We start from the raw sequence: 15,258 nt of genomic DNA on the forward strand, positions 1-15,258 counted from the left end.
GAATGGAAAACAAATCACATGCGTTCTGGGCCGGCCTGTTCACGATCGCGCTGACGCTCGCGATCGCGGGCACCGTGTTCTGGTTCAACGTCGACCGCACCGTGCGCGTGCCGTACGACCTGCTCGCGCGCACCAACGTGACGGGGCTGTTCCCGGACGCGGCCGTGCGCTTTCGTGGCCTCGACGTCGGCAAGGTGCAGTCGATCGGCTTCGACCGCACGCATCCGGGCCAGATCCGGATCCGCATCCTCGTCGATCACGACGCGCCGATCACGCAGTCGACTTACGGCAGCCTCGGCTTCCAGGGCGTGACGGGCATCGCGTTCGTGCAGCTCGAGGATACGGGACGCGATCTGTCGCCGCTGCCGTCGTCCGCGAAGTCGATCGCGCAGATCCCGATGCGGCCGAGCCTGTTCGACCAGATCCAGGAACGCGGCGACGTGCTGCTGCGGCAGTTCGAACTGGCCGCGAAGAGCGCGAACGCGCTGATGTCGCCCGAGATGCGCGAGCAGTTGCGCGCGACCGCCGAGAGCCTGCAGCACGCGGCCGACAGCGCGGCGACGCTGACGAAGCAGCTCGGCCCGGCGGTCACCGCGCTGCCGGAGACGATGCACGAGGTGAACCGCGCGATGGCGTCGGCGAACACGCTGCTGCAGCCGAACGGGCCGCTCGTGTCGAACCTGAACAAGGCCGGCACGGCCGCCGAGCAGGTCGGCGTCGCGCTGAACGGCCTCAACGCGCGCGTGCAGTACGACACGCTGCCGCGCTTCAATGCGCTGGCCGGCAGCGTCGGCGACGCGTCGCGGCAATTGAAGGACGTCGCCGGTGAACTCGGCCGCAACCCGCGCAGTCTGTTGTTCGGGTCGCCCGGCGCGGCGCCGGGGCCCGGCGAAGCGGGCTTCGTCTGGCCGGGCGCGACGGCCGGCCAATGACGCCCATCGAAACCGGAAACATCATGCAGGAATACGCCATGCCACGAATCCTTGACCGCGCGCTGCGCCCGGCCGCGGCCGCGCTTGCCGTGCTGACGCTCGCGCTGGCGGCCGGCTGCGCCGGCAACGAAGCGGTGCTGTCGAACATCCGCTACGACCTCGGACCCGCGTCGTCGGTGACCACCGGTTCGGGCCCCGCGCTGAAGGTGCTCGACGTCGCCGCGCCCGACGCGCTCGACTCGGACAAGTTCGCGTACCGCCTCGCATACGCCGATGCGCAGCACGTGGCCGTCTATCGCGACAGCCGCTGGACCGCGCCGCCCGCCCAGTTGCTCACGCAACGGCTGCGCGGCGCGCTGTCGTCGCGCGGTGCGGTGCTCGAAGGCTCCGACGGCGTGCGTGCACCGACGCTCAAGGTCGACCTCAGCGAATTCGAACAGGTTTTCGACGGGCAGTCGCAAAGCCACGGCGCGGTGACCGCGCGCGCGACGCTGATGCTCGACGGCAAGGTGCTCGGCCAGCGCACGTTCGTCGCGCGCGCGCCGTCGAGCACGCCCGACGCGGCCGGCGGCGCGCGTGCGCTCGCGATGGCCAGCGACGAGCTCGTGTCGCAGATCGCCGCGTGGGTCGGCGTGCAGGCGTACGCGGGCACGCCGTGACGCCCGACGGGCAGCCGCGATGAGCGTGCCCGGCACGCATCGCGCGTCGCCGCTCGCGCGGCAGGCGTTTGCCGCCTACGCGGCGCTGATCGTTTATGCGTCGCTGTATCCGTTCGAAGGCTGGGTGTCGCTCGGCATCGGTCCGTTCGATTACCTGTTCGCGCCGATGCAGCGTTACGTGACGGCGTTCGACGTGGTCACGAACGTGCTCGGTTATCTGCCGTTCGGCGCGCTCGGCGTGCTCGCGCTGCACCCGCGCTGGCGCGGCGTGGCCGCGACGCTGATCGCGGGCGGGCTCGGCGTGCTGCTGTCGGGCACGATGGAAGCGCTGCAGACCTACTTGCCGACGCGCGTCGCGTCGAATCTCGATCTCGGCGCCAACGCGCTCGGCGCGCTGCTGGGCGCGGCGCTCGCCGCGCCGGCCACCGGTGCGCTGCTCGACCGCGGGGTGTTGCGCCGGCTGCGTTTCGCGTGGCTGGAGGCCGACGGTTCGACGCCGCTGCTGCTCGCCGCGCTGTGGCCGTTCGCGATCGTATTTCCGTCGCCATTCCTGTTCGGCATCGGCGACTGGCCGGCCGCACTGTGGGAGCGCGCCGATGCGTCGATGCAGGACACGCTGCTCGCGTGGCTGCCGGCCGCGTGGCGCGTCAGCGAATGGCCCGAGCGGGTCGACGGCTGGTTGTCGGATTCCGCGTGGGAAGCCGTGCTCGGCGGGCTGATGCTGTTCGCCGCGCTGGCGATCGCGTCGCTCGCGATGCGCCCGCGCGCGCCGCGCATCCGGCTGCTGATCGCGCTGGTGGTCGCCACGCTCGTGCTGAAGGCGGCCGCGACGTTCATGCAGTCGGCCACCGGCCTCGTCGTCGTGTGGGCGACGCCCGGCGCGCGGCTCGGCATCGAGCTCGGTTTCGCGGCGGCGCTCGTCTCATTGCGCGTGCCGGCGACGTGGCGCGCGATGCTCGCGGCGCTCGCGCTGCTGGCGGGCGTCGCGCTCGTGAACCTGCTGCCGGTCAACCCGTTCTTCGACTTCACGCTGTCGGGGTGGCGGCAGGGCCGCTACGTGCACTTCAACAGCATCGCGCGCTGGCTCGCATGGATCTGGCCCTACGCGGCGCTGATCTGGCTCGGCCAACGCGTCGAGCACGCGTGGCTGCCGGCCGCGCTGCGCCGCTGACGCGGCAGCCCGGGCCCGAGCCTGTCCGGCGGCCGTACCGCGGGCAGCCGCGTGCGCCGGTCGCTATAATCGTCCGCATCCTCCGTTGCCGCTTCGCGTAACGGCAATTCATCGCCCCTCTTTGCGCACGGCCTCGCGCCGGGCCGCTCGTCACCATCATGGATTCCTACTACCAGCACCACGTCTTCTTCTGCCTGAACCAGCGCGATCCCGGCGCCGAGCGTCCGAGCTGCGCGCAATGCAACGCGCAGACCATGCAGGAATACGCGAAAAAGCGCGTGAAGGAACTCGGTCTCGCGGGGCCCGGCAAGGTCCGCATCAACAAGGCCGGCTGCCTCGACCGCTGCGAGGAAGGGCCGGTGATGGTCGTGTATCCGGAAGGCACGTGGTACACGTACGTCGATCAGGCCGACATCGACGAGATCGTCGAGTCGCACCTGCGCGACGGCAAGGTCGTCGACCGCCTGAAGATCTGAGCGGGCCGGGCGAATGAACGTTCATACGCAGAAATCGCTGATCGCCGGCCCGATCGGACAGATCGAAATCGCGGTCGACCTGCCCGACGCCGTGCGCGAGGGCGGCGCCGCGCCGCGCGGCATCGCGCTCGTCGCGCATCCGCATCCGTTGTTCGGCGGCACGATGGACAACAAGGTCGCACAGACGCTCGCGCGTACGCTCGTGCAGCTGAACTATGTCGTCTACCGGTCGAACTTCCGTGGCGTCGGCGCGACCGAAGGCGTGCACGACAACGGCACCGGCGAGGCCGACGATCTGCTCGCGGTGCTCGCGCACATGCGCGCGCAGCCCGCGTATGCGGACCTCCCGCTCGTGCTCGCGGGCTTCTCGTTCGGCACCTTCGTGCTGTCGCACGTCGCGAAGCGGCTGCGCGACGCGGGCGAGACGATCGAGCGGATGGTGTTCGTCGGCACGGCCGCGAGCCGCTGGCAGGTGGCCGACGTGCCCGAGAACACGCTCGTGATCCACGGCGAAACCGACGACACGGTGCCGATCGCGTCGGTGTACGACTGGGCGCGGCCGCAGGAACTGCCCGTCGTCGTGATACCCGGCGCCGAGCACTTCCTCCATCGCAAGCTGCACGTGCTCAAGCGCATCATCGTCGACGCGTGGCGATAGCGTCCATGTGGGCGCCGGCGTAAGCGCCGGCAGCCCGTACCGCGCGTGGGCTTCGGCCGGAGGATGCGCGAACCTTCCCGACACTTCACGCGACATCGCGCCGCACCGCGCCCCGCCTGCCGCACGGTGGCACTACCCGACTGGCATGCCGCCTGCACCCGCCTTTCGCGCGACGTCAGGCACGCGCGCCCGACGCGTCGCCGCGCCATGCGCGCGAAGCCGCTATGCGGGCGTCCGCTGCCCCGTTCGCGAAAACGCCGTTCGCGGCCACGTATAATGGCCGCATTCCGCGTTGCCCGCGGCCCGGCTGGGCCCATGCGGCGCTCGTTTCGCCGCCTGTCCGCCCGCTCGCGACGGCCGCGAACCGAACGCGTCCGCACGAGTCCAACCGGCGCGTTTCGCGTCGCCCGACGGTGTCGGGCGAGTGCCCGAAACGCCCGCCGCCTTGCCGTTCAACCCTGCGCGTTTCGCACCGCACTTTCTGCCATCAGCCTGAATCGATCATGCGTCTGTCTTCCCAAGGCCTCAAGTCCCTCGCTTCCTCCATCGCCTTCGGCACCGCCGCGCGCAACGTCGCGCTCGGCGTGATGCTGCCCGTCGCGCTCGCCTCGACCATCGTCGTCGCCGAGGCGAAGCCGGCCGCCAAGGCCAAGGCCGCGCATGCGGCGCCGGCCGCCGAGCAGTCCACCGGCGCGCCCGCGACCTACATGCCGGGCGCGGTGCCGCCGCCGGGCGTGAACGCGCGCTCGTGGGTGCTCGTCGACGCGACGAGCAACACGGTGCTCGCATCGGGCAATGCGGACGAACGCGTCGAGCCGGCGTCGTTGACGAAGCTGATGACGGCGTATCTCGTGTTCGAGGCGCTCGACAAGAAGAAGATCTCGATGGAGCAGATCGTCACGCCGAGCGACGCGGTGCGCCGCGTCGGCCGCGACGAGTCGCGCATGTTCATCGAGGCGAACAAGCCGGTGTCCGTGCATGACCTCGTGTACGGGATGATCATCCAGTCGGGCAACGATGCCGCGATCGCGCTGGCCGAGCTCGTCGGCGGCAGCGAAGGGCAGTTCGTCACGATGATGAACGACGAGGCGGCGCGCCTCGGCATGAAGGGCACGCACTTCGCCGACGTGAACGGCATGCCCGACCCGAACCACTACACGACGGCCGGCGACCTCGCGAGGCTGTCCGCACACCTGATCCGCGATTTTCCGCAGTACTACGGCATCTTCTCGGAGAAGGAATTCAAGTACAACAACATCCGCCAGGGCAACCGCAACCGGCTGCTGTGGCTCGACCCGACGGTCGACGGCCTGAAGACGGGCCATACGCAGGCAGCCGGCTACTGCCTGATCGCGTCGGCCAAGCGCGCGATCCCGGGTGTCGACGGCCAGCGCCGCCTCGTGTCGGTGATGATGGGCGAGCAGAAGGAAAGCGACCGGACGCAGGACAGCATGAAGATGCTGAACTACGGCTACAGCGCGTTCGATTCGGTGCGCCTGTTCAAGGGCGGCCAGGCGATCGCGACGCCGCGCCTCTACAAGGGCAAGGACAACACCGTGCAGGTCGGCGTGAAGGTCGACCAGTGGGCGACGGTGCCGCGCGGCCTCGGCGACAAGGTCAAGACCGAAGTCGACGTCAACGCGCCGCTGATCGCGCCGCTCGCGCAAGGCCAGCAGGTCGGCACCGTGAAGATCGTCGCCGACGGCAAGACGCTGTCCGAATTCCCGGTCGTCGCGCTGCAGGCCGTGCCGGAAGCGGGTATCTTCGGACGTATCTGGGACTCGATCCTGCTGATGTTCAGCAAGAAGAAGTAAGCACGACGGGCCTTTGTTTTCACGACTTCATCCCCATCTGTCATAGCCATGAGCCAAGCCGAATTCGAACCGATCGTCTACCTCAGCGTCTCGTCGCAAGAGGAACTGGTGCCGCTGTCCGAAGCCCGTGTGCCGGTGCTCGACCGCGGGTTCATCTTCGGCGACGGCGTGTATGAAGTCGTCCCCGTGTATGCGCACGACGGCGCGCACGTGCCGTTCCGGATCGAACAGCATCTGGATCGGCTCGCGCGCAGCCTGAAGAAGATCGGCATCGACAGCCCGCACGATGCGGCCGGCTGGCGCGCGCTGATCGAGCGGGTGGTCGCGGCGAACGCCGAAGGCCTCCGCGACGGCAACGTGCTCGTCTACCTGCAGGTCACGCGCGGCGTCGCGAAGCGCGGCCACGCGTTCCCCGCGAACGCGGTGCCGACCGTGTTCGCGATGGCGAGCCCGCTGCGTCTGCCGTCGGAAGAGGAGCGCGCGCGAGGCGTGCGCTGCGTGACGGCCGAGGATCGCCGCTGGCTGCATTGCGACATCAAGTCGATCTCGCTGCTCGGCAACGTATTGATGGCGCAGCATGCGGCCGAACGCGACGCGTTCGAGACGATCCAGTTGCGCGACGAAAACGTGACCGAAGGCTCGTCGTCGAACGTGTGGATCGTGAAGAACGGCGAACTGTTCGCGCCGCCGCGCAGCAACAAGATCCTCGAAGGGATCCGCTACGCGCTGGTCGAGCAACTGGCCGAGGAGTGCGGGATCCGGTTCGTCGCGCGCGAGATCAGCGAGGTCGAACTGCGCACGGCCGACGAGATCATGCTGACGTCGGCCACCAAGGAAATCCTGCCCGTGACGTCGCTCGACGATCTGCCCGTGCAGGGCGGCAAGCCGGGCCCCGTGTTCGCGGCGCTGTATGACGCGTACCAGCGTGCGAAGGCACGCGAGTTTGAACAGTTTGACCTGACCCGGAGGAAGTGATGAGCGAACCGACCAAAACCGTCGAGGTCACCGGCGCGATCGAAACCCGGAAGGAGTCGCTGCTGGAGTTCCCGTGCGATTTCCCGATCAAGATCATGGGCAAGGCGCACCCCGAATTCAAGGACACGATCTTCAAGGTCGTGGCCGTTCACGACAACGAGATCGACGTCGAGAAGATCGAGGAGCGCGCGTCGAGCAGCGGTAATTACACGGGCCTCACGATCACCGTGCGCGCGACGAGCCAGGAGCAGCTCGACAACATCTACCGCGCGCTGACCGGCCATCCGATGGTCAAGGTCGTGCTCTAAGGGCCCGTTCCGACGGCCCGGGGATCAGCGCAAACGGCCGCTGATCCCTTTCCATCCGCCTTCCAGCGCGCACTCGGCGGGGCATTTCCCCGCCGCGCGCCGCGCGTCCAGCTCGTCGCACAGCCGCTTGTATTCGGCGACTTCCTCGAACAGCCAGGTCCGGAACGCCTGCACGCGCGGCGTGTTCAGCAGCGGCGGCGGACACACGAAAAAATAGTGCCACGGGCTCGGCCCGTCGATGTCGAACAGGCGCACGATGCGCCCGTCGAGCAGGTCGTGCACCGCGAGCGAGCGGCGCACCAGCGCGATCCCCTGGCCCTCGATCGCGGCGAGCAGCAGGTTCGACGAATCCTGGTACAGAATCCCCCGTTTCGGCTCGGTCAGCGTATCGAGCCCGGCCGCGTCGAACCATGGCCGCCACAGCTCGTCGTCCGAGCGCAGCAGCGGGTAGTGCGCGAGATCGGCGGGCGTCTGCGGCAGCTTGCCGCCGTTCAGTGTCGGCGCGCAGGCGGGAAAGAACACCTCCTCGAACAGCGGCTCGACGTGAAGCCCCGGATAGCTGCCGAAGCCGAAGCGGATCGCGAGATCGACGTCGTCGCGCGCGAAATCGGTGAGCGAGTTGGTCGACTGCAGCTCGACGTCGATTTCCGGATGCCGCTCGATGAACGTGCCGATGCGCGGCGTGATGAAGCGCGCGGCGAACGACGACAGCATCGACACCACCAGCCGCCGGCTGCGGTCGCTCGCGCGCACGTCGCGCGTCGCGTCGGCGATCACCATCAGCGCGGTGCGGATCTGCTGCGCGTAGCGCATGCCGGCGTCGGTCAGGCACAGCCGCTTGCCGTTGCGCGTGAACAGCTGCACGCCGAGCTCTTCCTCGAGCGCGCGCACCTGATGGCTGACCGCGCCGTGCGTGACGAACAGCTCGTCGGCGGCGCGCGAGAAGTTCTCGTGACGGGCGGCGGCTTCGAACGCGCGAATCGCGTTCAGCGCCGGGAGCTGGCGGAGGTCCATTTGCTAATTTTCCTCACATCGACGTGAAAATTGGTCGTTTGGTCGGGCGCCTTTGAGTGACTACGATTGTAGCCATCGGAGCACTTATTGGCGGAGGCGATCATGCAAGAAATTTCTTCAAGCATCACATTCGAAATTCCCGCGGGCGAGACCGTCCCGATGAAGGTGCAACGCAGCACGCGGCTGATCGTCCAGTGCGGGCCGGTCTGGGCGACGCGCAGCAACGACGTCGACGACTATTTCCTGGTCGACGGCGAGACGCTCAAGCTGCGCCGCGGCGAGCGGCTGTGGCTCAGCGCGGAAGGCCGGGAGGGCGCATGCGTCGCGTTCTCGGTGTCGCGGCCGCCGCGGGAAGTCGCGCTCGGCGGGCTGAGCCGGCTGCGCGAACGCGTCGCCGCGCTGGTCCACGACGGATGGCGCACGGTTTGACCGCCATTTCCTCAGACGGATACTGACCATCCGTCCCTTTCCCCGGCCGGCGAGACCCATGGGTTTTCGGTAAACTACCGCCCATGTCCGTTTCGCCGGTTTCCATCGTGTCCACGCCTGTCGCCGTCTCCCCATCGCCTGCCGGATCGCCGGTTCAGCCGGTCACCGTGCGCTGGCGGGGCAGCGAGGCCTACGAGGCGAGCTTCGACGCGATGCGCGCGTTCACCGACACGCGCACGGCCGACACCGGCGACGAGATCTGGGTGGTCGAGCACCCGCCCGTCTACACGCTCGGCCAGGCCGGCGACCCGGCGCACCTGCTGGTGGCCGACAGCGGCGTGCCGCTCGTGAAGGTCGACCGCGGCGGGCAAATCACTTATCACGGCCCCGGCCAGATCGTCGTCTACCTGCTGCTGGACCTGCGCCGGCGCAAGCTGATGGTGCGTACGCTCGTGACGAAGATCGAGGAGGCCGTGATCGAAACCCTCGCGGCGTATAATCTCGCTTCGGTCCGCAAGGCGGGCGCGCCGGGAATCTACGTGGCATCCGGCGTGCACGAGGGCGCGAAAATCGCGGCCCTTGGCCTGAAGATCCGTAACGGCTGCAGCTATCACGGGCTGAGCCTGAACGTGAAGATGGATCTGCGCCCGTTTCTTGCGATCAACCCGTGCGGCTATGCCGGACTGGAAACCGTCGACATGGCGAGCCTCGAGGTTGCCGCCGACTGGAACGACGTCGCCCACACGCTGGTGGGCCGTCTGATCGCCAACCTCGACGGCGCATCCGCGGCCGCCGACAAGCCGCAGGCACTGGAACAATCGAATGACTGACGTTACCGCTTCTCCCGCACCGGCCGATACGGCCGCGACCCCGGCCTACGATCCGACCGCCAAGCAGAAGGCGCAGGCGAAGACGGCGCGCATCCCGATCAAGGTCATTCCGATCGAAAAGCTGAAGAAGCCCGAGTGGATCCGCGTGAAGGCGGCCACCGGCAGCTCGCGTTTCAACGAGATCAAGACGATCCTGCGCGAGCACAACCTGCACACCGTGTGCGAGGAAGCGAGCTGCCCGAACATCGGCGAATGCTTCGGCAAGGGCACCGCGACGTTCATGATCATGGGCGACAAGTGCACGCGCCGCTGCCCGTTCTGCGACGTCGGCCACGGCCGTCCCGATCCGCTCGACGCGGATGAACCGAAGAACCTCGCACGCACGATCGCCGCGCTGAAGCTCAAGTACGTGGTGATCACGAGCGTCGACCGCGACGACCTGCGCGACGGTGGCGCCGCCCACTTCGTCGAGTGCATCCGCGAAACGCGCGCGCAGTCGCCGGACACGCGCATCGAGATCCTGACGCCGGACTTCCGCGGCCGTCTCGACCGCGCGATCTCGATCCTGAACGCGGCGCCGCCCGACGTGATGAACCACAACCTCGAAACGGTGCCGCGCCTGTACAAGGAAGCGCGCCCGGGTTCGGACTACGCGCACTCGCTGAAGCTTTTGAAGGACTTCAAGGCGCTGCATCCGGACGTCGCGACGAAGTCGGGCCTGATGGTCGGCCTCGGCGAGACGGAAGAGGAAATCCTGCAGGTGATGCGCGACCTGCGCGCGCACGACGTCGACATGCTGACGATCGGCCAGTATCTGCAGCCGTCCGAGCACCATCTACCGGTGCGTGCGTACGTGCATCCGGATACGTTCAAGATGTACGAGGAAGAGGCGTACAAGATGGGCTTCACGCACGCGGCCGTCGGCGCGATGGTGCGGTCGAGCTATCACGCCGATTTGCAGGCGCATGGGGCAGGGGTGGTCTAAACGCCGCGTTTGCCCCCATCCGCAAGACCAGCAGTCCCGAAAGCCCGCAGCGATGCGGGCTTTTTCGTTGGCGCGGCGGTTATCGGCGCATGCGCACGGCAATCGTCACCCGACCGGACGCGCAAGCCGGTCGAGCATGAAAAGCAAAGCTGAAACGGCATCGATAGCTTCGCAGGATAAGTTCGCTTCCGCCGCGCGCAAAGCTCCTATAGTCGGCTCTCCCGCAGCAATGCCCGCATTCCGAAGGAGAGCCGCATGTCCCGTTTCAGCTTCATCCGCCGCGCCGTCGTCGCGCTGACCGCCTTTGCCGCGCTCGGCGCCGCACACGCCGAATCGCGCGAAGTCGTGATCGCGTACCAGGACATGGTCGTGCCGTGGCGCTACGCGCAGGCGAGCGGTGAAGTCGAAAAGGCAACCGGCTACAAGGTCACGTTCCGCAAGCTCGACAGCGGCGCCGACGTGATCCGCGCGCTCGCATCGGGATCCGTGCAGCTCGGCGAAGCCGGTTCGAGCCCGATCGCGGCCGGCCTGTCGCAGGGGCTCGACATCTCGCTGTTCTGGGTGCTCGACAACATCAACGACGCCGAGGCGCTCGTCGCGCGCAATGGCTCGGGCGTGACCAGCGTCGCCGCGCTCAAGGGCAAGAAGATCGGCGTGCCGTTCGTGTCGACGTCGCACTTCCATACGCTCGTTGCGCTGCAGGCCGCGGGCGTGAATCCGAACGACGTGAAGATCGTCAACCTGCGTCCGCCCGAAGTCGCGGCCGCGTGGGCGCGCGGCGACATCGACGCGACTTATATCTGGGATCCGGTGCTCGCGAAGGTCAAGCAGTCGGGCACCGTGCTGACGACGTCGGGCCGGGTTGCGAAAGAAAGCGGCAAGTCGACTTTCGACGGCTTCGTCGTGAGCCGCAAGTTCGCACGCGAGAACCCCGAGTTCGTCACGCGCTTCGTGAAGGTGCTCGCGGCCGCCGATGCCGACTACCGGGCGCATGCCGCGGCATGGAAGGTCGGCTCGCCGCAGGTCGCGGCGGTGGCGAAGGTGTCGGGCGCGAACGCGCAGGACGTGCCGGCCAGTCTCGCGCTCTACGCATTCCCGACGGCGGCCGAGCAGGCTTCGCCGGCGTGGCTCGGCGGCGGCGCGCAATCGGGCGCCGCGAAGTCGCTCGCGGCCACGGCCGCGTTCCTCAAATCGCAAGGCACGATCCAGACGGTGCTCGCCGACTATTCGGCCGGCGTCGATCCGCAGTTCGTGCAGAAGGCCACGCGCTGAGCGCGGCCATTCAGCCCATTCATCGCGGAGCCCTTCGATCATGAGCACGCTGGAAGTCCGCCAGGTATCGGTTGCCTATCCGGGCGAGCGCGGCAGGCCGACGACGCACGCGCTCGCGCGCGTCGACCTGCGCATCGACGCCGGTGAATTCGTCGTCGCGCTCGGTGCGTCCGGATGCGGCAAGACGACGCTGCTGAACTGCATGGCCGGCTTCGTCGCGCCGACGACCGGCGACGTGCGCGTCGACGGCGTGCCGGTCACGGGCCCCGGCGCCGATCGCGGCGTCGTGTTCCAGAAATACGCGCTGCTGCCGTGGCTCGACGTGCTCGACAACGTCGCGCTCGGGCTGCGCTTCGCGCACGTGTCGAAGGCCGAGCGCGAAGCGCGGGCGCGGGAGATGCTCGCGCTGGTCGGGCTCGACGGCCATGCCCATGCGCGCGTGTACGAGCTGTCGGGCGGGATGCAGCAGCGGGTCGGCATCGCGCGTGCGCTCGCGAGCGACCCGCGCGTGCTGCTGATGGACGAGCCGATGGGCGCGCTCGACGCGATGACACGCGGCACGATGCAGGCGCTCGTGCTCGACGTGTGGGCGCGCACCGGCAAGACGGTGTTCTTCATCACGCACGACGTCGAGGAGGCGCTCTTTCTTGCGACGCGTCTCGTCGTGATGACGCCGGGCCCCGGGCGCATCGCCGAAACCTTCGAGCTGCCGTTCGCGCGCCGCTACGTCGAAACGCGCGATGCGCGTGCGGTGAAGTCGTCGCCGGATTTCATCGCATGGCGCGAGCGGCTGATCGCGTATCTGCATCGCGAGGAAGCGGCCGGAGAGGTCGCGTGATGCGCGAATGGGCGCGGCAGGGCGTGGCCGTCGGGCGCGGCCGGAACAGCACTTTGAACAGGCAGGACAGCATGAGCACGCAGGATTCGTGGGCGGCCGATCGCACAGATGTGAGTTTCGAGCAGGACGATCGCACGACGCGGCGTCAGGCGGCGGCGCGCGCCGCGCGCCCATCTCGCCCATCGCACCGTTACCGGTTGCCGGGGCAGGGGAAGACGGTCGGGCTGAGCGCGGCGACGGTCGCGGCGCTGGCCGCGCTGTGGTGGGTCGCGACGCATCGTCAGTGGCTGCCGCCGCTCTTCCTGCCCGCGCCGGAAGCGGTATGGGCGGCGTTCGTCGATGCGTGGCACGGCCGCATCCAGGGCGGCCTGCCGTTGTCCGAGCATTTGCTGTGGAGCGCCGCGCGCGTGTTCGGCGCGTTCCTGTTCGCGACCGCGATCGGCGTGCCGGCCGGCATCCTGATGGGCGTGAGCCGCGTCGCGCGCGGCGTGCTCGATCCGCTGCTGGAGTTCTACCGGCCGCTGCCGCCGCTCGCGTACCTGCCGCTGGTCGTGATCTGGTTCGGCATCGACGAAACGGCGAAGCTCGTCGTGATCTTCCTCGCGTGCTTCGCGCCGATCGCGATGGCCGCGCGCGCCGGCGTGCGCGCAGCGACGATCGAGCAGATCAACGCCGCGTATTCGCTCGGCGGCAGCTTCGCGCAGATCGTGCGCCACGTCGTGCTGCCGGCCGCGCTGCCGGAGATCCTCACGGGGCTGCGGATCGCGATCGGCTTCGGCTGGACGACGCTCGTCGCGGCCGAGATGGTCGCCGCGACGGCCGGACTCGGCCAGATGGTGCTCAACGCATCGAGCTTCCTGCGCACCGACATCGTCGTGATGGGCATCCTGATCATCGGCACGATCGCGTGGCTGTTCGATCTCGCGATGCGGTGGATCGAGCGGCGGATGGTGCCGTGGAAGGGGCGAGGCTGAGCGGGCGTCGAGATCGTCCTCGCGTTCGTCGATCGGATCGCGTTGCCGACGGCAGCATGGCTCGGCGCGGGCTGCGCGTGGCGGCCCGGATGCCGCCCGCCCGACCAGCTGCAGCCGTGCCTTCGGTGGCTGATCCGCCATTCCTCCATATAAAACCCACTCGCGGGCGGCAACTGCTGACTGCCACACCCACAAACAAATTGTCTGTCGGTGCGCGCCAATTCTTCATAAGATAGTTTTATCTCAAACAAAGAAGGCGCGGTGCAGCGCATCGAGGAGACCATACGGATGGACAGGGAACTGTGGCGCCTGAGCGCAACGGAGGTCGTGGCAAACCTGACGCAACGAGAATGCTCGGCCCAGGAGGTCGTCGCGAGCTGTCTTGCGCGGCTCGATGCCGTCAATCCGCAGACCAACGCGGTCGTCGACGTGCTTGCCGACGATGCGATGCAGGCCGCCGCCGACGCGGACGCGCGGATCGCTCGAGGGGCGCGAGTCGGCCCGCTGCACGGGGTGCCCGTGACGGTGAAGGTCAATGTCGACATGGCCGGCCGTGCGACGAGCAATGGCGTCGCCGCCTATCGCGACGTCGTGGCGGTCGCCGACAGCCCGGTCGTCGCGAATCTGCGCAAGGCAGGCGCGATCATCATCGGCCGTACCAATACGCCCGCGTTTTCGCTGCGCTGGTTTACCGACAACGAGCTGTACGGCCGGACGCTGAATCCGTGGGTGCCCGGCGTGACATCCGGCGGATCCAGCGGCGGCGCGGCTGTCGCGGTGGCGACCGGCGTGGGCGCGATCGCGCACGGCAACGATCTGGGCGGCTCGATTCGATATCCGGCGTATGCGTGCGGCGTGGCGGGATTGCGCCCGAGCCAGGGGCGTGTGCCCGCGTTCAATCCGAGTCAGGCGCACGAGCGGACGCCGGCCGTTCAGCTTGCGTCGGTACAGGGGCCGCTTGCACGCACGGTGGCCGATCTGCGCCTCGCGCTGCGGGCGCTCGCCGCGCCGGATCTCAACGATCCCTGGTGGGTGCCGGCGCCGTTGAGTGCCGATGCGGGGCCGACGCGCGTCGCGTTGTGCCGGCAGATGGACGGCATCGAGGCCGATCCGGCGGTGCTCGATGCGCTCGATTTCGCCGCCGGCTGCCTCGATGCGGCCGGCTATTCCGTCGTGCACGCGACGCCGCCGGCGCTGCGGGAAGCGGCCGATCTGTGGCTCGCGTTGACGACGGCGGAAATGGAGGCCGGCATGGGCGGTGCGATCGACGCCTACGGCGACGACGCGGTCCGCGTCGCTTGCGCGAGCATGAGGCATCTCGCGAAGCCGCTCGACATGGTCGGCTACATGAACGCGCTGTCGCGGCGATCGTCGGTGCTGCGCCATTGGCAGATTTTTTTCGCCCGTCACCCGTTGCTGCTGATGCCGGTGTCCTGGCAGCGCCCGTTCCCGATCGATGCGGATCGCTGCGGAGACGACGCGATGCGGGGCATTCTGGATGCGCAAGGCCCGATGCTCGCCACCGCGATTCTCGGCCTACCGGGCCTGTCCGTGCCGGTCGGCGCGGTGGATGGGCTGCCGGTCGGCGTGCAGCTGGTGGCCGGGCGCTTTCAGGAAAGCCGTTGCCTTGCGGCGGGCGAGGTGATCGAGGCGCGTTGCGGCGTGACGACGCCGATCGATCCGCGACGCGGTCCGTTGCACTGAACGGCGCGCAGCGCGGGCGCACGCTGCCGATCGGCATGCGACATCGGCGAGTGCGGTCGTTGCGCCGAGCTGCCCGAGTAGGCGCACACGCTGTCGGAGCGCATGGCGGAGGATGCGTGTCGATCGCGATGTCGCGGTTGGACGGGGAGGCGAAGCGGAAGCGGGCGACGCGCGTAGGACAAGTCAAAGCGCTGCCGCGAAGTGGGCGAACGGTATCGC

16 protein-coding genes are annotated in these 15,258 nt (G+C 68.5%); 15 read left to right on the forward strand and 1 reads right to left on the reverse strand.

Translation table 11 applies throughout. The annotated features are described in order from the left end of the window. Positions 1–2 precede the first annotated feature (2 nt). The 8 genes from C4B30_RS20620 (at position 3) to C4B30_RS20655 (ending at position 6,993) form a co-directional block, all read left to right on the forward strand. Entirely contained in the window at positions 3–932 is a 930-nt protein-coding gene (locus tag C4B30_RS20620; protein ID WP_027785552.1) for an MlaD family protein, read from the forward strand. 38 nt (positions 933–970) lie between these two features. Next, complete coding sequence (locus C4B30_RS20625; RefSeq protein ID WP_027785551.1) at positions 971–1,591, forward strand: ABC-type transport auxiliary lipoprotein family protein; 621 nt, start codon at positions 971–973, stop codon at positions 1,589–1,591. 19 nt (positions 1,592–1,610) lie between these two features. Next, positions 1,611–2,762, forward strand: coding sequence for a VanZ family protein (locus C4B30_RS20630; protein ID WP_027785550.1), 1,152 nt, complete (start codon positions 1,611–1,613; stop codon positions 2,760–2,762). 158 nt (positions 2,763–2,920) lie between these two features. Then, a complete protein-coding gene (locus C4B30_RS20635; protein ID WP_027785549.1) occupies positions 2,921–3,238 on the forward strand; it encodes a (2Fe-2S) ferredoxin domain-containing protein in 318 nt (105 codons plus the stop codon). A gap of 13 nt (positions 3,239–3,251) precedes the next feature. Further along, positions 3,252–3,896: an alpha/beta hydrolase gene (locus C4B30_RS20640; RefSeq protein ID WP_006485236.1), complete on the forward strand. Its 645-nt coding sequence runs from the start codon at positions 3,252–3,254 to the stop codon at positions 3,894–3,896. A gap of 503 nt (positions 3,897–4,399) precedes the next feature. Next, the gene (locus tag C4B30_RS20645) at positions 4,400–5,710 is read left to right on the forward strand and encodes a D-alanyl-D-alanine carboxypeptidase family protein (protein ID WP_027785548.1); all 1,311 of its coding nucleotides are present in this window, start codon (positions 4,400–4,402) and stop codon (positions 5,708–5,710) included. Between the two features lie 48 nt (positions 5,711–5,758). Beyond that, positions 5,759–6,685, forward strand: a complete 927-nt coding sequence (locus C4B30_RS20650; protein WP_027785547.1) for a D-amino acid aminotransferase — start codon at positions 5,759–5,761, stop codon at positions 6,683–6,685. After that, positions 6,685–6,993, forward strand: a complete 309-nt coding sequence (locus tag C4B30_RS20655; RefSeq protein WP_027785546.1) for an HP0495 family protein — start codon at positions 6,685–6,687, stop codon at positions 6,991–6,993. The genes C4B30_RS20650 and C4B30_RS20655 overlap by 1 nt, the downstream gene beginning before the upstream one ends. A 24-nt stretch (positions 6,994–7,017) precedes the next feature. Here the strand turns inward: C4B30_RS20655 and C4B30_RS20660 are convergent, their stop codons facing one another. Further along, positions 7,018–8,007 (reverse strand): transcriptional regulator GcvA, encoded by a 990-nt coding sequence (locus C4B30_RS20660; RefSeq protein ID WP_027785545.1) that lies wholly within the window; start codon positions 8,005–8,007, stop codon positions 7,018–7,020. Between the two features lie 102 nt (positions 8,008–8,109). Here C4B30_RS20660 and C4B30_RS20665 point away from each other — a divergent pair, with 102 nt between their 5' ends. The 7 genes from C4B30_RS20665 to C4B30_RS20695 all read left to right on the forward strand — a co-directional run bounded on the left by C4B30_RS20665 (position 8,110) and on the right by C4B30_RS20695 (position 15,039). Then, a complete protein-coding gene (locus tag C4B30_RS20665; protein WP_027785544.1) occupies positions 8,110–8,436 on the forward strand; it encodes a DUF2917 domain-containing protein in 327 nt (108 codons plus the stop codon). An 83-nt stretch (positions 8,437–8,519) separates the two neighbouring features. Further along, a complete protein-coding gene (lipB, locus tag C4B30_RS20670) occupies positions 8,520–9,266 on the forward strand; it encodes a lipoyl(octanoyl) transferase LipB (RefSeq protein WP_027785543.1) in 747 nt (248 codons plus the stop codon). After that, positions 9,259–10,251 carry a lipoyl synthase gene (gene lipA / locus C4B30_RS20675; RefSeq protein ID WP_006477693.1) on the forward strand — a complete coding sequence of 331 codons (993 nt, stop codon included), beginning with the start codon at positions 9,259–9,261 and terminating at the stop codon, positions 10,249–10,251. Before lipB ends, lipA begins: the two co-directional genes overlap by 8 nt. A 255-nt stretch (positions 10,252–10,506) precedes the next feature. Further along, on the forward strand, positions 10,507–11,523 hold the full coding sequence (tauA, locus tag C4B30_RS20680; protein ID WP_027785542.1) for a taurine ABC transporter substrate-binding protein: 1,017 nt from the start codon (positions 10,507–10,509) through the stop codon (positions 11,521–11,523). A gap of 40 nt (positions 11,524–11,563) precedes the next feature. Then, positions 11,564–12,361, forward strand: a complete 798-nt coding sequence (locus C4B30_RS20685) for a taurine ABC transporter ATP-binding protein (protein WP_027785541.1) — start codon at positions 11,564–11,566, stop codon at positions 12,359–12,361. Continuing rightward, the gene (locus C4B30_RS20690; RefSeq protein WP_027785540.1) at positions 12,361–13,335 is read left to right on the forward strand and encodes an ABC transporter permease subunit; all 975 of its coding nucleotides are present in this window, start codon (positions 12,361–12,363) and stop codon (positions 13,333–13,335) included. Before C4B30_RS20685 ends, C4B30_RS20690 begins: the two co-directional genes overlap by 1 nt. Positions 13,336–13,623: 288 nt before the next feature. After that, complete coding sequence (locus C4B30_RS20695) at positions 13,624–15,039, forward strand: amidase family protein (RefSeq protein ID WP_027785539.1); 1,416 nt, start codon at positions 13,624–13,626, stop codon at positions 15,037–15,039. The last annotated feature ends 219 nt before the right edge of the window (positions 15,040–15,258 follow it).

It is taken from the genome of Burkholderia sp. BE12 (assembly GCF_002959955.1).
Lineage (GTDB): Bacteria > Pseudomonadota > Gammaproteobacteria > Burkholderiales > Burkholderiaceae > Burkholderia.